The sequence below is a fragment of the Syntrophobotulus glycolicus DSM 8271 genome (assembly GCF_000190635.1).
Taxonomy (GTDB): Bacteria; Bacillota; Desulfitobacteriia; order Desulfitobacteriales; family Syntrophobotulaceae; genus Syntrophobotulus; species Syntrophobotulus glycolicus.
In genome coordinates this window covers 2,961,100-2,980,172 of the sequence record NC_015172.1, presented here as the reverse complement: position 1 = coordinate 2,980,172, position 19,073 = coordinate 2,961,100, and the positions used below count along the sequence as shown (strand labels likewise).

The 19,073-nt window shown below is 48.3% G+C and carries 13 protein-coding genes; 11 read left to right on the top strand and 2 right to left on the bottom strand.

Going from position 1 to position 19,073, the window contains the following annotated elements; translation table 11 throughout:
• Positions 1-5 precede the first annotated feature (5 nt).
• Both SGLY_RS14720 and SGLY_RS14715 read right to left on the bottom strand, forming a co-directional pair.
• Entirely contained in the window at positions 6-902 is an 897-nt protein-coding gene (locus SGLY_RS14720; RefSeq protein ID WP_013626023.1) for a phosphatidylserine decarboxylase, read from the bottom strand.
• Between the two features lie 92 nt (positions 903-994).
• Complete coding sequence (locus SGLY_RS14715; protein WP_013626022.1) at positions 995-1,576, bottom strand: flavodoxin family protein; 582 nt, start codon at positions 1,574-1,576, stop codon at positions 995-997.
• Positions 1,577-1,773: 197 nt separating this feature from the next.
• Here SGLY_RS14715 and SGLY_RS14710 point away from each other — a divergent pair, with 197 nt between their 5' ends.
• The 11 genes from SGLY_RS14710 (at position 1,774) to SGLY_RS17255 (ending at position 19,035) form a co-directional block, all read left to right on the top strand.
• Positions 1,774-2,115 carry a winged helix-turn-helix transcriptional regulator gene (locus tag SGLY_RS14710; RefSeq protein ID WP_013626021.1) on the top strand — a complete coding sequence of 114 codons (342 nt, stop codon included), beginning with the start codon at positions 1,774-1,776 and terminating at the stop codon, positions 2,113-2,115.
• 57 nt (positions 2,116-2,172) lie between these two features.
• On the top strand, positions 2,173-5,616 hold the full coding sequence (gene addB / locus SGLY_RS14705) for a helicase-exonuclease AddAB subunit AddB (protein ID WP_013626020.1): 3,444 nt from the start codon (positions 2,173-2,175) through the stop codon (positions 5,614-5,616).
• Positions 5,609-9,430 carry a UvrD-helicase domain-containing protein gene (locus SGLY_RS14700; protein ID WP_013626019.1) on the top strand — a complete coding sequence of 1,274 codons (3,822 nt, stop codon included), beginning with the start codon at positions 5,609-5,611 and terminating at the stop codon, positions 9,428-9,430. Before addB ends, SGLY_RS14700 begins: the two co-directional genes overlap by 8 nt.
• 41 nt (positions 9,431-9,471) lie before the next feature.
• Positions 9,472-10,185, top strand: a complete 714-nt coding sequence (locus SGLY_RS14695) for a glutamine amidotransferase (RefSeq protein ID WP_013626018.1) — start codon at positions 9,472-9,474, stop codon at positions 10,183-10,185.
• Between the two features lie 21 nt (positions 10,186-10,206).
• Complete coding sequence (locus SGLY_RS14690; RefSeq protein WP_013626017.1) at positions 10,207-11,400, top strand: MFS transporter; 1,194 nt, start codon at positions 10,207-10,209, stop codon at positions 11,398-11,400.
• 93 nt (positions 11,401-11,493) lie between these two features.
• On the top strand, positions 11,494-12,735 hold the full coding sequence (locus SGLY_RS14685) for a hypothetical protein (protein ID WP_013626016.1): 1,242 nt from the start codon (positions 11,494-11,496) through the stop codon (positions 12,733-12,735).
• A gap of 121 nt (positions 12,736-12,856) precedes the next feature.
• Complete coding sequence (locus SGLY_RS14680) at positions 12,857-13,597, top strand: ABC transporter ATP-binding protein (RefSeq protein WP_041445475.1); 741 nt, start codon at positions 12,857-12,859, stop codon at positions 13,595-13,597.
• Complete coding sequence (locus SGLY_RS14675; protein ID WP_013626014.1) at positions 13,569-14,321, top strand: ABC transporter permease; 753 nt, start codon at positions 13,569-13,571, stop codon at positions 14,319-14,321. The genes SGLY_RS14680 and SGLY_RS14675 overlap by 29 nt, the downstream gene beginning before the upstream one ends.
• A gap of 9 nt (positions 14,322-14,330) precedes the next feature.
• The gene (locus SGLY_RS14670) at positions 14,331-15,812 is read left to right on the top strand and encodes a sensor histidine kinase (protein WP_013626013.1); all 1,482 of its coding nucleotides are present in this window, start codon (positions 14,331-14,333) and stop codon (positions 15,810-15,812) included.
• On the top strand, positions 15,799-16,539 hold the full coding sequence (locus tag SGLY_RS14665) for a response regulator transcription factor (protein ID WP_013626012.1): 741 nt from the start codon (positions 15,799-15,801) through the stop codon (positions 16,537-16,539). Before SGLY_RS14670 ends, SGLY_RS14665 begins: the two co-directional genes overlap by 14 nt.
• Before the next feature lie 138 nt (positions 16,540-16,677).
• A complete protein-coding gene (locus SGLY_RS17255; RefSeq protein WP_013626011.1) occupies positions 16,678-19,035 on the top strand; it encodes a diguanylate cyclase domain-containing protein in 2,358 nt (785 codons plus the stop codon).
• Positions 19,036-19,073 lie beyond the last annotated feature (38 nt).

Below are 19,073 nucleotides of genomic sequence, written 5' to 3'. Positions count from 1 at the left end.
TGCGCTTATTTCAGTTTAACGCCCAGCCGTTCCCCCATTAATATCTTCGTTTCAAAGCCGGAAACGGTATGATCAAGAATATCCTCATCCAATTTCACCCTGTCTTTTTTGAACAGGACAATAACAGTCGAGCCGCCAAATTTAAAATACCCCTTTTCAGATCCTTTGGCGACATGCTGATTCGCCGAGTACGTCTGAATGATTGAGCCGACACAGGTCGCTCCCACCTCAAGGAGCAGCATGTCGCCAAAATGATCCGACCTGAAAACAGTCAGTTCCCTTTTATTCCGGCAGTAAAGCCGGATAATTTTATGCAGGGCCAGGGGATTAACCGAATAATAGCTTCCTTTGATTTGCTGCGGCGGGCCGGGGACACCGCTGTCCGGAAAGTGAAAGCGGTGATAGTCGGCAGGGCAAAGTCTGATGACCAGACAGGTTCCCCCGGAATAAGCAAGGGCCAAAGCCTGATCCTGGAGCAGGTCGGCAAGAGTATAAGCAAGGCCTTTCACCTGCACCATCAGATCAATGTCGATATTTTCCCAAGCAAAAACCCGACCGTCGGCTGGGGAGATCAAAGCCTCAGGCTGATTACAGAGCGGACGGCGGGAAGGTTTTAATTCTCTGGTAAAAAATTCGTTGAACGTAGAATATTTGCCGATATCCTCAATTTTTGCCTCGGATAAATCAATGGCCAGACTCTGGACAAAGCCCTTGATTTTTTTTCGGCTTTGTCCGGTATCTTGGTACTTCCCGTATAGAGCAGAAAAAAATTTGCGTTTGATGAGCGTTTCCAAAAAGAAAGAGCCTGATCCCGTCCGATAAAGCCATTGCAGGAACTGATCCCCAGCCACAATTTCTTCCCTGGTTTCCCCTGTTTTTCTGTCGATATAATAGATCGCCATGGTTATCCCCGCTTAAAAAGATAAAAGATACAATATATTATGATATCATTTTAACATAACTGAGCGAAGTCATCATCAGCAGACAAAGAGGTTCAATTTCCATTGATCTGTTTTAAAAGCTTAGCCATATTTTTGCCCAAGGTTTGAAAGGTTCTGATCCCTTCCTCATCCAGCTCAATATCTCCAGGGTCCCGGGCCAAGGTCATGTTCCAATAGCTGGATGTTGGAATAACCATTTCAGCAATTCCAAAGAAAAAGTTGATTGCCGAATAAGTAAAATTGGAACCGGCCCTGCGTACCGAGACGACAGCCGCTCCAGCTTTCCCCCGCAGAAGATGGCCTCCGTTGGCCTTGTTTACATAACCGCAGCGATCAATAAACGCCTTCACCTCAGAGGTGACATTGCTGAAATAGGTGGGAGAGCCAATAAGGAGCCCGTCAGCCTCTCCGACCTTTTGAATGAACGTGTTCATCTCATCGTCTTGGCGGACACAGCTGTTATTTTTCAGTTCGCTACATTTGCCGCAGGCCAGACAGCCATACACTTTTTGGCCTCCCAGCTGAACCAATTCGGTTTCTATTCCTTCTTTAGCCAGCTCATCAAGCACAATTCGGAGGCTGCGGGCAGTATTGCCATGAACCCGCGGGCTTCCGTTGAACGCAACAACCTTCATGATCATCAACTCCTTCATTAATTATGATATAATACTATTGAATATGGCTGCCGATCGCAAGTACGTACTTTTTCGGTATATAGTATCTAAAAAGATACTGTTTTTTTAAGGCATTGACGCTGCAGGAAGGCACGATAAAGTGGGCAAGGACATGGATCAAAGGATAAGGGATAAAGCTGCAAGGAGACAGATAACAGATGATCAAATTCAAAAATAATGAATATCAATGTTCGATGGAACTGACCCTGGCCCTGATCGGAGGAAAATGGAAAGCCCTTATTCTTTGGCAGATCAAGGATAAAACTCTGCGTTTTAGTGAATTAAGAAAGACTCTTCCTAAAATAACCCAAAAAATGCTTACTCAGCAGCTCAGGGAACTGGAAGGCAGTGGTCTGGTGACGAGAACGGTATATACCCAAATCCCGCCCAAAGTGGAATATTCTCTGACAAAGGCGGGAAGGAGCCTGCTGCCTATTCTTAGTACCCTCTGTGAATGGGGATTGGCTTATGCCCATGAATATGAGACCATTGATCGATAGAGTGCCGGCCGGGTCTTGGGTACAGGAGGAAAAACGGACGAATATGGGAGCAAGACAATGAGCTTAAGGGTGATTTTAGGCCGGGCGGGCAGTGGAAAAACGCACTTGTGCCTGCAGGAAATAAAAACAAAAATTACGGAGAGAGCAGAGCATCCTCTGGTTATGCTTGTCCCGGAACAATATACCTTTCAGGCGGAAAAAGACCTTATCGCCGTCCTGGGAACCGGGGGGATTTTCCAGACAGAGGTTTTGAGCTTCCGCAGGCTGGCTTTCCGTGTTTTTAATGAAGCGGGGGGGATCACCTATCCCCACATTCACCAGGCGGGGAAGTGTATGATCCTTTACCGGATTCTCCATAAAATGAAGGACAGTTTGAAGGTATTTGCCAATAGCGCCGACCGGCAGGGTTTTGTCAATACCATAGCCGAGCTGATCACAGAGTTGAAACAATATCATATTTCCCCACACCGTCTTGAAGAAGTAAGCGGGGAATTCGAAGACGACAATTTTCTCAAAGATAAACTGTTGGAGCTCAGTTCAATCTATGCCGTGTTTGAAGAAGCCCTTCGCGAGAGATACCATGATTCCGATGATGATCTGACCCTGGCAGCGGCAAAAATACCGGAAACGAGAACCTATGACGGAGCGGAGATATGGATCGACGGCTTTGACGGGTTTACCGTCCAGGAATACTCTGTCATTGAGAGCTTGTTGGGCAAAGCCGGGAGGATCAGTGTCAGTCTTTGTGCGGATGGGCCCGGGATCGGACCGGCCGGGGGGTTAGATATCTTTGCGCCCACCAAAGAAGCGTACCATAAGCTCGTAAAAGTTGCCCAGGCCTCCCGGACGGAGATGGAAAAACCGCTGCTGCTGGAGACGGCGCATTTGCCCAGGTTTAAAAACAGCAGTGAGCTTGCTCATTTAGAGCGCTATTTAAATACATATCCATATCAGACATACGACTCAAAGACAAAGGATATTGCCTTATTCTCAGCGGCAAATATTTTTTCGGAAATCGAGGCGGCGGCCAGGGATATCATCAGGCAATGCCGTGATCAGAATATGCGCTTCAGGGATATCACGGTTGTCGCCGGGAACCTGGACAAATACCAGAGCTTTATTGAAATCATTTTCGCTGAATATGGAATTCCTTATTTTCTTGACCGCAAGGTGGAGATCACCAATCATCCCCTGGTACGCCTTTTGCTGGCCATGCTGGATATCTTTGGGGAAAACTGGTCCTATGAAGCGGTTTTCCGCTATTTGAAAACAGGCTTAAGCGGAATTGAACAGGAAAAAATTGATCGTTTAGAAAACTATGTTTTAGCTTGCGGCATCAGGGGCAGCCGCTGGACAAAGCAGGAAGAGTGGACAATGAGTCCTGATTTTCTGCCGGATGAAAAGAGCTCCGGACAATATCGCGAGCAGCTCGAAGAGATTAACCGCATCAGGCTGGAGGTGGCAGGGCCCCTTCAGGAATTTCGCGGAAAAACCAAAGGGCGCCGGCAAACCGCCGAAATCTGCACGGCAGTTTATGATTTTCTCTGCCGGATCGGGGTTCCGGCCAAGCTGGAGCAATCCATCGCCGAATTTCGTCAAAGCGGAGAAGTGAACCTGGCCAGCGAATATGCTCAGGTTTGGAATATCCTGATGGAAGTCTTTGATCAGATCGTTGAAATTATGGGGGATGAAAAGCTGAGCCTGAAGAGGTTTGCCGATATCCTCAAAACAGGTCTTGCTCAGTTTAAGGTTGGCTTGATTCCTGCTTCATTAGATCAGGTTCTGGTGGGGAGTCCCGAGCGTTCCAAAAGTCACAAAATCAAGGCATTATATGTACTGGGGGTCAATGACGGCGTATTCCCCTCAGCGATAATAAAAGAAAATATTTTGTCCGACCCGGACCGGGCCGTCTTGGGCAAGACAGGGATTGAACTGGCCAAGGATACCAGGACACAGGCCTTTGATGAGCAATACCTTATCTACAAGGTTTTAACCACATCAGGAAATTACCTGCGGCTGAGCTGGCCTATTGCTGATCAGGAAGGCAAAACGCTCAGACCGTCAATCATAATTTCCCGTATACGCAAGCTTTTTCCGATGGTGGCTGAAACCGGCAATGTTCTGACCTCGACCGCCGGAGCGGAAGAGCTGGAGCTGATCACAGGGCAGGCCTCTGCGTTCAGCCAGATGGTTCAGGCCCTGCGCCGCAAAGCCGACGGCCGGGAAATCAGCAGGCTCTGGCGGGACACCTGTATCTGGTTTGCCGGGCAGGAAGAGTGGCGGGACCGCTGCCGGGCAGTCAGGGCAGCTTTCTTGTACAAAAACATTGCTCCGCCGATCAGTGGGGATAAAGTCGCGGCATTATACGGACAGCCCGCTTATGCCAGCGTTTCCCGTTTGGAGAGATATACCGCTTGTCCCTTTGCTTTTTATGTCCAATATGGCCTGGGAGCGAAGGAAAGAAAAATATATAGATTCAGCCCGCCCGATGTCGGGACATTTATGCATGGCGTCATTGAGGCATTTTCCCGGCAGGTTGCCGAACAAGCGCTTTCCTGGCGCGAATTGGACAAAGAGTGGTGTGAGATTAAGGTTTCACAGATCGTCGACGAGATGCTGGCGAAAATGCAGGGAACCGGATTAGCCGCTTCCAAAAGATATACGGCCTTGACCATGAGATTGAAAAGAGTTTTGGTGAGGGCAGTCCGGCTGATTGCCGAGCATATCAGGCGCAGTGGCTTCGAGCCTTTGGGTTATGAAATGGATTTCAGTGAAAGCGGGGATTTTCCGCCAATTGTCATTGAACTGGAGTCCGGTGAAAAAATTCACCTTGTCGGCAGAATAGACCGGGTTGACGCCTTGAAAACCGCCGAAGGCACGTATTTAAGAATCGTGGATTACAAATCAAACAACAAGGAATTCAAACTGGCCGATGTTTACTATGGAATGCAGATTCAGCTGATGACCTATTTGGATGCCATATGGGAAAATAAAGGCCTGGATATTCCCCGGCCGCTTCTTCCCGGGGGCCTTCTCTATTTCCGGATTGATGATCCTCTGATCCGGGGGAGCAAGCAGACCTCCAAGGAAGAAATAGAACAGGCGATCATGAAACAGTTGAAAATGAAAGGCCTGATCCTGGCCGATGTCCGCCTGATTAGAGAAATGGACAGACAGATCGATGGCAGCTCCCTGATCATTCCGGCCAGAATCAATAAAGGCGGCGGTTTGGGCAGGTCTTCGGCGGCTTCATTTGAACAATTCAACCTTCTGCGCAAATATGTCCGCAACCTTTTGCAGCATTTAGGCGGGGAAATCATGCGGGGCCGCGTGGATATAGCCCCTTACAGGAAGAAAACCGCCAATTCCTGCAGGTACTGCAGGTTTGGGGCAATTTGCCAGTTTGATCCCGCCAGAAAAGAAAACAGCTTTAAACTGCTCCCCGATTATCAGGATGCGGAGGTCTGGAAGCTGATGGAGGAGAAAAACGGGCATGAGTGAGACAAAGTGGACGAATGAACAATGGGAGGCCATATCGGAGAAGGACTGCAGTATTCTGGTGGCCGCCGCCGCGGGGGCAGGCAAAACCGCGGTGCTGGTTGAAAGAATCATTCGCAAAATTACCGACCGTCAGCACCCGGTGGATATCGACAAGCTTCTTATTGTGACCTTTACCAATGCCGCCGCCGCCGAAATGCGGGAAAGAATAGCAGAGGCGATCAGCAAAGTCCTGGAGGACAATCCGGATTCCCCGAATATTCAGAGACAGCTGACCCTCCTCCATAAAGCCTCCATCACCACCATTCACTCCTTTTGCCTGGAAGTGATCCGTACGAACTTTCACCGGATCAATCTTGATCCCGATTTCAGAATTGCCAATGAAACCGAAGCCGCGTTAATGAAACTGGAGTCTTTACAGGAGCTTTTTGAAGAGCTTTATGAGAAGGAAACCACAGACGAAAATTTTGACGAACTTCTGGAATGCTATGGGGGAAACAGGGATGACCAGGCCCTCCAGGACATGGTCTTAAATCTTTACAATTTTATTCAGAGCAGTCCCTGGCCGGAAAAATGGCTTCAGGATAAAACAGCGGAATTGCTTAAATATGCGGAATTGCTTGAATATACGGATGAGGATTTTAGCGAGACCCCCTGGGGAAAGATCCTCCTGGAATCAGCTGAGATGGAACTGGAGAATTTGGTTGAACAGCTGAACCGGGCCTTGGAGATGATCAAGGACGGGACAGGCGGCCTGCAAAACTATATTCCGGTCTTGGGCGAGGATCTCTCCCATGTGGAGGAGCTGCTGGCTCTCAGCAGGTCGGGAAGCGGTCACCGATGGGACCGCCTTTTGGCCAAAATGCAGTCTGTCCAGTTCAGCCGCTGGCCCTCAGCAGGCAAGGACGCCGATAAAACCAAACAGGAATCCGTCAAAAATATCCGTGACGAGGTGAAAATACGGCTGCGAAAAATCAAAGAACGAATATTTCTGACCGATTCAGCAGGTCTGTCCGCTGATTTGAAATCCTTATACCCTTTGATGAAGTGTCTCAGCGGCCTTGTTCTGGATCTCGGCAAAAAATACGCCGATCGCAAGAACGGGAAATCCGTTCTTGATTTTAACGACCTCGAGCATTTTTGTTTACAGGTTCTGACCCAAACCGATGAACAGGGAAACATTGTCCCTTCACCTGTCGCCTTGAGCTATCGGGAGCGTTTCAGCGAAATTCTCGTTGATGAATATCAGGACAGCAATGATGTGCAGGAATTTATGATCGGCATGCTGACCGGAAAAGACAATCCGAACATCTTTATGGTCGGGGATGTCAAGCAGAGCATTTACCGGTTCAGACAGGCCAGACCGGAGCTGTTCCTGGAAAAGTACAACAGCTATGCCTCTGAAAGAGGCGGTTCTGACCGCAAGATCCTTCTGTTCAAAAACTTCCGCAGCCGTCCTGAGATTTTAAACGCGGTCAATTTCCTGTTCAAACAAATCATGTCAGAAAAAGTGGGCGAACTTCATTATACGGATGCCGAGGCCCTGAACCCGGGAGCGGCATTTGAAGAAAGCAAGACCGAAAATGCCGAAGTAGGGGGAGAAGTCGAGCTCTATCTCCTTCAGACCGGCGGACAAGCAGAGGCCGGTCTTTCGGACAGCCCGGATCAGGATGAGGCGGAGGCCGGAGCAAACGGCAGGAGCAATCCTATTGACGACAGTGCCGGTAATGAAGAAGGCCGGCAGAGGGACAGTGAAAATGAGGAAAAAGAAGAAGTTTTGGAAAATATCCAGTGTGAAGCGCGCCTGATTGCCCGGCTGATCAAACAACTGAGGGAGCCTGATGAAAAAGGAAAGGTTTTTCAGGTCTGGGATAAAATTGCGGAAAGATATCGTTGTGTCGAGTTCAGAGACATTGTCATTCTCCTGCGGACAACCCGAAACTGGTCGGAAGTGTTCATGGAAGAACTGACGGCTCAGGGCATACCGGCATTTGCCGATACCGGGGCCGGCTTTTTCAAGACCATCGAAATTCAGGTGATGATGTCCCTGCTGCAGATCATCGATAACCCTTTACAGGACATTCCGCTGCTGGCCGTGCTCAGGTCGCCGGTAGCGGACTTTACGACCGAGGACCTGGCTGAATTGCGCCTGGCCGACCGTAAAGCGTCTTTATACAAGGCCCTGCAGATTCTGGCCGGCTCGGAGACCCCAGCCGCCATGAAAGCCGCTGCTTTCAGCCAAAAGCTTCTCCAATGGCGGCGTGTTTCTCAGCACCTGTCAACTGAGCGGCTGCTTTGGCGCCTTTATCAGGAAACAGGTTATTACGCAGCGATAGGGGCGATGCCCTTGGGGGAGCAGAGACAGGCAAATCTGCGCATTTTGTTTGAACGGGCCAGGCAGTTTGAGGAGACAAGCTATAAGGGACTATTTCATTTTGTCAACTTTATCGATAAGCTCAAAGACAGCCGCAATGACTTGGGCAGTGCCAAAATACTTGGAGAAAACGACAATGTAGTCCGGATAATGAGCATCCATAAAAGCAAAGGCCTGGAATTTCCGGTAGTGATCCTGGCGGGCTGCGGGAAAAAATTTAATTTGCAGGATATGAATAAAAATATTCTTCTCCATCATGATCTGGGATTCGGCCCGGAGGTCGTCACGCCAAGCCTGCGCCTCTCTTACCCTTCTCTGCTCAAACAAGCCCTCAGGGAAAAGCTCCGGGCAGAAACACTTTCGGAGGAAATGCGGATATTATATGTAGCGTTGACCAGGGCCAGGGAAAAACTGGTGATTACGGCAACCGTCAAGGATCTGGACAAGGACGTCAGGAAATGGGCCGAATCCGCGGGCAGCGCTGGGGAAAAATTGCCTGCTTATGAGGTTCTGCACAGCAACAGATATCTGGACTGGATCGGGCCGGCATTGATGAGGCACCAGGCCTGCACCTTGCGCCCGCACATCTTCTCAGGGCGGCTGATCGGCGATCCTTCCATCTGGCGGATCAATACAGGGGACATCAGAGAGATGAAGATTCCACCCGCGGGGCGGGAGGAAAGTGAGCAGGAATTGGAAAAATGGCTCGATTATTTGACCGGCGAAAACCAGCCGGAGGGCGTCGAACCCGAGATTGAGCGCAGATTAAGCTGGGTATACCCCTTTGCGGCGCTTGCCGGGACCTCGGCCAAACTGACGGTGACAGAGCTGAAAAGACGTTTTGAGCAAAACAGCCCTGAAGAGGGTTTGGCATACCTCTATCCGGATATGCCCGTGAAAAGGCCCATGTTTATGGAAGAGAAGAAAGGTCTCAGCGCGGCCGAAGCAGGGACAGTTCTCCATTTTATCATGCAGCATCTGGACTATGGCAAAGAGGATATTGAAATTCAGATAGAGAAGATGATCAATAAAGACCTGTTGACCAAACAACAGGCTCAAGGCATTGACGTAAACAAAATCCGGACCTTCCTGCAGTCGGATTTAGGGAGAAGAATGTGCGCCTCCCGCTCCATCAACCGGGAAGTACCCTTTAACATGGAGATTCCCTGCGGGGAAGTCTATGAACATATGGACAGCGAGGTTTATCAAGGAGAAAATATTTTGCTCCAAGGTGTGATCGATTGTTTCTTTGAGGAGCCGGACGGTCTCGTCCTGCTCGACTACAAAACGGACTATGTGCCTGAAGGTGGGTCAGGTCAGCTTCGAGAGAGGTACAGGGTACAGCTTGCCTATTATGCCAGGGCCCTGGAAACCCTGACCGGTAAAAGGGTTAAAGAGAAATATGTTTACCTGTTTGCGCAGGGAGATACCTTAGCATACTAAAGAGAGAAGGAAGGAGGTCTCTTGAGGAAAGGAGCATCACCATGAAAAAGCTTTTACTGATTAAGACCGGAACGACGCCTGAGGCCATAAAGGAACGGTTCGGGGACGCTGAAGAAGTGTTTCTCCGCCAAATGGACGTATCTGAGGATACTGTGATCTGGCCCGTATACCAGGAGAAACAGCCGCCCAGCCTTGATGATGTATCAGGAATGATCATCACCGGAGCAAATGCCAGTGTCGGCAGCCGCGCAGCCTGGATTTTATTCCTGGAAGACTGGCTGCGTGCCAATGCTCCCAGGAGAATTCCCACTCTGGGCATCTGCTTTGGGCATCAGCTTTTGGCTGATGCCTTCGGAGGAAGGGTGGATTTTCATCCCAGAGGCAGGGAAACAGGCACCGTAGATATTCACCTTACAGCCGGAGGAAGAAAAGATCCCCTGCTGGGGATCCTTCCTCCCAATTTTACCGCGCATGTCCTCCATGCCCAGACTGCGGAGAGGCTTCCGCCGGGGGCCGTGGTCCTGGCATCCAGTGAGCATGAACAGCATCATGCTTTTGTCTATAACGACAATATCTGGGGAGTTCAATTTCACCCGGAATTCACAGCGGACCTCATATCCGCTTATATCGAAGAACAAAACGATTACCTGCTTCGAAAAGGTTACGACGTGAACAAGATCAGACAATCAGTACGGGAAAATCACTATGGGGAAGCCCTGCTTAAGCAGTTCCTTAACCTACTCGATCATGAATAAAGCGGAAAGAAGTCATCTTCAGTGAATTACGTAAAACAAGGCACCAGATCATTTCAGAGAATTGTGCTTGCCCTTTTTGCGGGAGGAGTCAATACCTTCGCGATATTGTACAATGTTCAGCCCCTTATGCCGGAGCTTGCGGGGGAATTTAATATTTCCCCGGCCGCGGCCAGCCTCTCCTTGTCCATCACAACTATGGCCATGGCGGTCAGCATGCTGTTCGTGGGGTTTCTTTCCGACGCTGTTGGCAGAAAGTCCATTATGACATTTTCCATCATCACCGCATCTCTGCTGGCTGTCCTGACGGCAATAAGCCCTGATTATCACTTGCTCCTTTTCATCCGGGTCATCCAGGGGATTGTTTTGGCCGGGCTGCCGGCAATTGCCATGACATATTTAAGCGAGGAAATCGAGCCGGAGGGACTCGGACTGGCCATGGGCCTTTACATCAGCGGAAACTCTATCGGAGGGATGAGCGGAAGAATTATCAGCGGCATAATTACGGAGTACTACAGCTGGAGGGTGGCGATAGCGGCGGTGGGGGCTTTCGGTCTGGCCGCCGCCATCATGTTCTGGCTCCTGCTGCCGCCCTCCCGCAATTTTAAACGGAAGCCCGTCGAGGTGAAAAATATCGTGAAACAGCTTGTTTCCCAGTGTAAAGACCCCAATTTGCTCACTCTTTATGGATTGGGTTTTTTGTTCATGAGTTGTTTTGTCACCCTGTTTAATTACATCAGCTTTCAACTGCTTGCTCCGCCGTATTCCCTCAGCCAATCCATTGTCGGCTGGATCTTTATCATCAATACTGTGGGAACAATCAGCTCGACCTGGATGGGCAGACTGGCCGACAAAAAAGGAAGGCATAAGGTGCTGAGCATAGCAATAGCAATCGTACTGGCTGGAATCCTAATTACCCTGGCGGCCAACCTGTGGGTGAAGATTTTTGGCATTGCTGTCTTTGTTTTCGGATTTTTTGCCTGCCATTCCATTGCCAGCAGTTGGATCGGGCTCTTGGCCGGGGAGGATAAAGCTCAGGCTTCGGCATTATATCTATTCTTTTACTATGTCGGTTCCAGCATCAGCGGCACGATAGGGGGGCTATTCTGGATCAGGTTCGGCTGGGCCGGTATTGTCGGTATGATTGTTTTGCTTACAATGGGAGCTTTTTTTCTGTCTTTGCGGTTAGCTGTTCCGGAAAGAAGGATCAATCGTTAATAATTTTTTAATGATTTGTTTAGAGAAAATCAAGACCAGAGCTCTATAATAAAAATCAGGAAAGCTTTTCCCAAACAGAAAGGAGTCAGAGAAATGAAGATAAAAAAGAAAACAGCCGTTATTGCCGGCTTTCTCGCCGGGGCCATGCTGTTTACCACCACAGCCCTGGCGGATATTGCGAATAAGAGCGGTTATGAACAGTTTAAAGCTGCCGTGAAAAAGACTACGGCCGACTGTTCGGAGGTCTTTAATAACTACCAGGTGGATTTTTCCTACAGCCTCAAGGATAACGGGACGGAATTGAGCTATGAGAACAGCAGCCAAAAATACGACCGGATAAATAATATTTCCGAAAACACCGGCTCCAGTAAAGACAGTAAGGGGCAATCACACACCAGTTATTATTATCGGGAAAAAAATAAGATGATCGGTAAAGGCAGCGACAGTGAGACCTATTATGTAACTGAATTTACGGAAGGAAACGGGACCATCATGGAGGATCCTTTCAAACAAGAAGAAGCGGAAGATATTGAGAAAATTGCCGATGCGGTAATCGGCAATCTCAAGGATTATGTCGTTGTTGAGGAAAAAGCGGACGGCTCCAAGGAGTTCTCCGGTTCCTTGCAGGAGACGCAAATCCCGGCTTTGGTAAATGCCGTAGCCTCATTGCAGGTTAAGCAGATGGGTCAAAGCCGGGCAGAGATGTTAATGCCGAGGTTGACCAAAGATATCTATGTCAAAGAGGTAACGGGCAATGCTGCGGTAAATCAGGATGGGACCATAGAAAAGGTGACGGCGACAGGAAAGCTTTGCGGGACCGAAGAGGACGGCAAGGTCCACGAATTGACACTGGAAGTGCTGGTGAAGATCTCCGGAATCAATACAACGACCGTCCAAGCTCCCGACCTGACAGGCAAGAAAGTTGAAAAGACTTCTGCGAATAGCACCGAATCAGTGAAAACCGCACCGCAAAAATATCTTGGCCAATACACCAATGACATTGTGATCGAAAAAGACCAGAAGTTTGTCAAAATCGGTCAGAGAATCTTGGAAATCACGGACATCAACCAGCAGTCGGTCAGCGGAAAGTATCGTGAAGAATATCGGCAGGGCTATGAAGAGTACGCTTCCCAGACCATAAGTGAATTTAGCTTTGTGGCAAATTACGGTGAGGATAAAAATGACTCTACGGCAAGATTTGAAGCTGTTCAGAAAGACGGATCAAAGCTTGAGGGAGATCTGTTCTTTAATTCAGGAAGCAGTCAGTGTTATTTTAATCTTCACAACAGAATGGGCAGAAACTATGATTCGCAATATAGGATGGTCTTGGAGTAAGGAAGGCTCATATTGAAAAGCAGGGCTGCTGAGAATGATTTTCAGCGGTCCTGCTCATCACGTTGATCATAGTCCTGCCGGGACTGTTTTGCGGGAAACGAATGCCAGGGAGGAGCAGAAAGTGGAAAAAGTAATAGAAATCACCGGCCTGACCAAAACTTATCCCAACCACAGAGGGATAGAAGACATTAATCTGGAGATCGGCAAAGGGGATATCTTCGGTTTTTTAGGACCGAATGGAGCCGGCAAAACAACCGCCATGAAAATCATGACGGGTTTAATCAGGCCCGACAGGGGAGATGTCAGGATTTTTGGCCATAGTGTACTGGAAGAATACGAAAAGGCCACCGCTCAGGTAGGGAGTATTATTGAAATCGCGGAATCGCATCCCTATCTCAGTGCTTGGGAAAACTTAAAGCAAATCGCCCGTTATTATCCGCATGTCGATGACAGCCGTCTGGATGAAGCCCTGGAACTGACCGGGATGCTCAAATACAAGCATGAAAAACCGAGGAAATTTTCCCTGGGCATGAAACAACGGTTGGGGATAGCGGCAGCGATTTTATCCAGACCCAGGCTTCTCATTCTGGATGAACCGCTGAATGGGCTTGATGTCGAAGGAATGATCGACATCCGCAGGCTGATCCACCGCCTGGCTGAAGAAGATAACACCACATTCTTTATTTCCAGCCATCTGATTCATGATGTGGAGCTGACCTGTACCCGTATCGGGGTAATCTTAAACGGAAAAATGCTCAGTGTCCAGAGCATGCCGGATATCCTGCAAAACTATGCCAGCCTGGAGAATTATTTTGTGAGTGAGGTAGAAAGAAATGGCCGTGTTTCGAGCAGCGCTTCTTAATGAGATAGAAAAGTTAAGCAAAAAGAAGAAGGTTTCTGTTGCCGTGGTGATTTCCCTGATGACCGTAGTAATCGGACAACTGGCCATCATCGGGATGCGCAGCGGGATAGGAATGCGCGGAGCGGGCAGTGCGGATTTCCCCCTGCTTGTTCTTTCCGCCGTAAGCTATACTGTTCTTCCCCTTTTTACAGCTTTAGTGGCAATTGAAATCTTTGCCGGGGAATTTGCCCAGAATTCGATCCGGGTCACGCTGACCCGTCCGGTAAGCAGGCTGAAAATATATACCGCTAAGGTCTTGACCATAGGAGTGTTCATTCTGGGTAATCTGTTGATTCTTCTTGTTTTTTCCCTGGCGGCCGGATTGATATTTAACACCGGTTCAGCCGGCGGAGTGCAGGTGGGTCAGATCCTCCTCGCCTATGCAGTCAGCTTTATCCCCATCTATGTCCTTGCTTTGGGTATCGCTCTGCTGGCCAATATTTTCCGCAGCGGGATTTCCGCTTTTTTTATTGCAATTCTCATTTTTCTGGCCTTCAAGGTGATAGAGATCTTCTTCTCTTCCTATTCCGGATTATTCCTGACCAATCATCTCGGCTGGTACAACCTGTGGCTGGCCAATACTTTCCCCCTGGGGAAAATCATCAGGGAATTCTTGATCATGGCAGGGTATGGTATAATGTTCTTTACAGCAGGGTACTATTTGTTTGACCAAAAAGAGTTCTAAGGTGATAAAATGGACCTGAAAAAACGTTTAATCCTGGCCAATGCGGCAACAGTAATCATCCCCGGACTGATTACTGTTTTAGCGGCATTGGCCGTCTTTTATCTTTACGGCCAGTTTGCTTTTACGGATAAAACCGTGGTCAATTTTCAAAAATTGGTCCAGGCTGAGCTGGAGGTGAGCCAGAGCATCAAAAGCGCCCTGGAGCAAAAACCCGAGATGCTGGAAGATCAGAATTTTCAAAAGCATTTGCAGGAACAGTTGGCTTCTTACCGAGGTGAAATCCTGATCGTCAAAAAAGAAGAGGTCATTTTTGCTTCCCGTGAATTCAATCAGATTGAGATAGACAAGTGCCTGCAAGCCGAGGATTGGCACAGCAGTTTAAATAAACGGCTTACGCTGGCCGACACCACCTATACCATTCGAAGCGTCGGTTTGAAATTTCGGGATGGTGCCCCTGGAAAGGCCGTGATTTTACTGCCCGTTGAGAAAGCTGCCGTTCAGATGAAGATGGCCGCGGCGGCTCTCGGTCTGCTTTTTTTCGTTTTATATCTCGCGACCAGTGTCTTGATCTCTTTCCATTTTTCCCGGAGCATCATTCGGCCCTTGAGCAACCTGCAAAACGCTGCGGGTGAGATCAGCCGGGGCAATCTCGATTATGAGATTGCCGAAGAGGGGGATGGAGAGATCCAGGCCTTATGCCGCAAACTGGAAGCGATGCGGATCAAGCTGAAGGAGTCCATCCATACCCAGCTGAAATATGAGGAAAACCGCAAAATGCTCATCTCCAGTATCTCCCATGACTTAAAGACCCCCGTGACTTCCATCAAAGGCTATGTGGAAGGTATTTTTGACGGAATAGCCAATACACCGGAGAAAATGGATAAATATTTAAAGACAATCTATGTCAAAGCCGGCCAGGTTGATACGATGATTGATGATCTCCTGCTTTACGCAAAACTTGATTTGAACCAGATTCCCTTTCAGTTTGAACCTACCGATATCGAGAAATACATCCGGGAATGCATCCTGGAATTCGAGCCTGAGCTGGAACGCCGCCAGATAAGGATAAGCTTGCAAAGCGGACTGGGGCAAAGCCATGTTCTTCCCCTAGACCGGGAGAGAATGCGCCGGGTACTGATGAATATCCTAGATAATTCCTGCAAATATATGGATAAGGAAAAGGGTGAGATCAAAATATTGCTGAGGGAGACTTATACCGGGATCATTATTGAACTGCGGGATAATGGAGCCGGAATCGGTCCGCAGGACCTGCCCTATATCTTTGACCGCTTTTACCGTTCGGACAGCGCGCGCAGCCAGGGAAGCGGTTTGGGACTGGCGATCGCCAAACAGATTGTGGAAGGGCATAACGGAAGAGTTTGGGCGGTCAGCAATGCGGGGGGAGGGACAAGTATCCTGATCTCACTTGGAACCGGGTCCCCCGCTGCAGAAGAAAAAAGACGGGAAGGGAAGAAAGATGAACAGGAGTAAAGAAAAAAGCACGAGCTTAAACCAGGAAGCGAAAAAGATTTTGATTGTGGAAGACGACCCCAGCATTGCGGAGCTTCAAAAGGACTATCTGGAAGTAGCCGGTTTCGCTGTGAAAATTTGTGCGGACGGGCTGGCAGGGTTTCAGGAAATCCAAAAGGAGTCCTATGATCTGCTGATCATCGATATCATGCTTCCCGGCCTGGACGGTCTGGAAATACTCCGGCGCATGAATGAGGAAAAAGATATTCCGGTATTGTTGGTTTCCGCGAAAAAAGAAGAGATAGATAAAATCAAAGGCTTCAGTCTGGGTGCGGACGACTATATCACCAAGCCCTTCAGTCCGGGAGAACTGGTGGCGCGTGTCAAAGCCCACCTGGAAAACTACGAACGGCTGAAAAATCGTTTCAAGGAGGGACCTCCCCCGGTGAAAGCCATCAGTATCCGGGGGCTGAGAATTGAAAAGGGAGCCCGCAGGGTTTATGTTCACGGGCAGGAGGTTAACCTGGCCCAAAAAGAATTTGACCTGCTGCTTTTTTTAAGCGAACATCCCAACCATGTTTTTGGCAGGGAAGAAATTTTCGAACGGGTATGGGGATTAGATTCTCTGGGGGATTCGACAACAGTAACCGTCCATATTGCCCGCATAAGAGAAAAAATAGAGAGTGACCCTTCATCACCCCAGTATGTAGAGACAGTTTGGGGGGCCGGATATCGTTTTCGTGTGTAAGGGAAAAATGACGAATAACAAGCGATTGTCCCAGCATTATTGGAATGATCAAGAAAAAAAGAAGGTGATTTTTAAAGAATGTCGAAATACTAAAAAATTTATTTTGGTTGAACAAATAGGCAAAAGGATGTTGCTTTGATGGACAATATACTAAAAATGAATTTGGATACCCTTCGGGAAGTATCCGCAATGATAAGTGCAGAAACAGGAGGAAGCCTTATCATTTGTGATCATCAGGGCGAAATAATCGAAGCAACCGACACCACCAGAATAGGCAGAAAGCATATGGGTTCCATCATCATCAGATCCGGGCAGACAGATGAGGCGGTCATCGACGAAGAACAGGCGGAACACTTCCGCAAATTAGGGACAGACACCAATGCAGGCTACAGCCATGTGATCACGGTTCTGGGCAGAAGAGCAGGAAGTCTGGGCCTGGAAGGCGACCCCGAAAAGCTGAAACCGATTGTGCGTATGGCAGCCAAAACAATCGGCATCTATATATCCCGGTACCATAAGGAAAAGGAAAAGAATACTATTCTGGAGAAAATGGCTGAACTGGCCGGCAGCATAGTCTGTAAAAAAGACAACAAGATTGATTTTCAGGTCTTGACCGAAGATATTCGTTTCATCACCGAAGCCAGATTCGCAGTGCTTGATCTGTATGACCCTGTCAGGGATGTTTCTACTCTAACAGCAATATCCGGAGAAGAGGAAGACCTGCGGGAATTTGAGAAAATTCTTAAAGGACAAGTTGGAGGAATAGAATTTTCCCGCAGTGATATCTATATTAAAAAGCTTCAAAACAACAGAAATATCTCATTTAACAGCTTTGTGTATTTCTCTCAGGAATTTATTCCTTTGAAGCTGGCCCGGACCCTGGAGAACCAATTCGAATTAGGGAAAGTGACCATATTGGAAATTGCTTGTCAGGATAAGATGATTGGCAATTTTTCCTTACTCCTGTCCAAGGAGACCGAGATAAAGAATACGGAAATAGCGGAATTATACGCCGCTCAGGTAGGACAGCTATTGGTGCGTACCCAGACCGAAACAGCATTGCGGATGAGCAAAGGTGAATTGAAAAGGGCCCGGTATATTTTGGACTCCTTTTTGGAGCACAGTCCCAATCCCATCTGCATTTTGGATACGAAAGGAAATGTTATCCGTGTTTCCAGTTCCGGAGCGAAAAGAATGGGGCTGACGCCCAAAATGATGGAAGGAACCAATGTTGCAAAGATGTTTTCTCCCGCCTACTTTGAACTGTTCGATGAAAGAATCCGGGAAGTAAACAAGAATAACCGCTCCTTTTTTTATTCAGATAGCATGAGCCTTCCGAGCGGTAAAGAAGGCTATATGGAGTATTGTTTATTTCCCATAGACAATCAGGAAGATCAGACCTCTTTAATCGGAATGGTGGCCTATGATGTGACCAGGAGCAGGGAAGCGGAAGAAAAATTAAAATTTATCAGCTATCATGATGCCATCACAGGGCTGAATAACCGCTTGTTTTTTGAAATGGAAATCAAAAACCTCCCAAATTGCCAGGAGGACTATCCCCTGACTGTGCTCTCTATCGATGTAGACGGTTTGAAGGCTGTCAATGAGACAATGGGCCATGAATATGGCAATCAATTATTGCGCGAGCTTTCCAGGATTCTGGAGAACTCCATTCGCAACAATGACCTGCTGGCCAGAACGGGCGGGGATGAATTTGCGGTTGTCCTGTACAAAACCGATCAAAAGGCGGCAGAATCAGTAGTCACACGAATCATAGACAACATTGTCGAACATAACCGTCAAAGCTCGGATATTTCAATCAGTGTTTCCATAGGACAGGCGACTGCCTACAGCGCGGAGGAGAATATCAATGAGATCTTCAAAAAGGCCGATGAACACATGTACCACAATAAGCTTTTCCAGAAGCAAAGCAGCCGCAGTCAAATCATCAACTCCCTGATGGCTGCCCTGGCTGAAAGAGATTACATTACCCAGGGCCATGCCAACAGGCTCTTGGATCTCAGTGTGAAGGTGGGGACGAGAAAAGTCCTCGATCCCAGAATGATCACGGCCCTGGCCTTATTGTCCCAGGTACACGATGTCGGGAAAGTGGGTATCCCAGACAGAATCCTGTTCAAGCCCGGAAAGCTGACAGAGGAAGAATGGGAAGTTATGCGCATGCACCCTGAAAAGGGATACCGGATCGCTATTGTATCGCCTGATCTGAAAGACATTGCCGAGCTTATTCTCAAACACCATGAAAGATGGGACGGGAAAGGATATCCTCTCGGACTAAAGGGAGAAGATATTCCCCTGGAGTGCCGGATATTATCCGTCGTCGATTCCTTTGATGCCATGACCAGTGAAAGGCCTTACAGTAAACCAAAAAGCAAAGAGGAGGCAGTTCAGGAAATCAAAAGGTGTTCCGGAACACAGTTTGATCCGGAAATTGTAGAGCTGTTCATTAAGATTATTGATGAAGACAGAGTGTCCTGACGGCAAGACGCCAAACCTTCTGGTGGATAAAAACCAGA

What these genes read in the sequence shown, in the direction of transcription:
- SGLY_RS14720 (WP_013626023.1), bottom strand. Translation starts at nt 902, where the DNA reads ATGGCGATCTATTATATCGACAGAAAAACAGGGGAAACCAGGGAAGAA.
- SGLY_RS14715 (WP_013626022.1), bottom strand. Translation starts at nt 1,576, where the DNA reads ATGAAGGTTGTTGCGTTCAACGGAAGCCCGCGGGTTCATGGCAATACT.
- SGLY_RS14710 (WP_013626021.1), top strand. Translation starts at nt 1,774, where the DNA reads ATGATCAAATTCAAAAATAATGAATATCAATGTTCGATGGAACTGACC.
- addB (WP_013626020.1), top strand. Translation starts at nt 2,173, where the DNA reads ATGAGCTTAAGGGTGATTTTAGGCCGGGCGGGCAGTGGAAAAACGCAC.
- SGLY_RS14700 (WP_013626019.1), top strand. Translation starts at nt 5,609, where the DNA reads ATGAGTGAGACAAAGTGGACGAATGAACAATGGGAGGCCATATCGGAG.
- SGLY_RS14695 (WP_013626018.1), top strand. Translation starts at nt 9,472, where the DNA reads ATGAAAAAGCTTTTACTGATTAAGACCGGAACGACGCCTGAGGCCATA.
- SGLY_RS14685 (WP_013626016.1), top strand. Translation starts at nt 11,494, where the DNA reads ATGAAGATAAAAAAGAAAACAGCCGTTATTGCCGGCTTTCTCGCCGGG.
- SGLY_RS14675 (WP_013626014.1), top strand. Translation starts at nt 13,569, where the DNA reads ATGGCCGTGTTTCGAGCAGCGCTTCTTAATGAGATAGAAAAGTTAAGC.
- SGLY_RS14670 (WP_013626013.1), top strand. Translation starts at nt 14,331, where the DNA reads ATGGACCTGAAAAAACGTTTAATCCTGGCCAATGCGGCAACAGTAATC.
- SGLY_RS14665 (WP_013626012.1), top strand. Translation starts at nt 15,799, where the DNA reads ATGAACAGGAGTAAAGAAAAAAGCACGAGCTTAAACCAGGAAGCGAAA.
- SGLY_RS17255 (WP_013626011.1), top strand. Translation starts at nt 16,678, where the DNA reads ATGGACAATATACTAAAAATGAATTTGGATACCCTTCGGGAAGTATCC.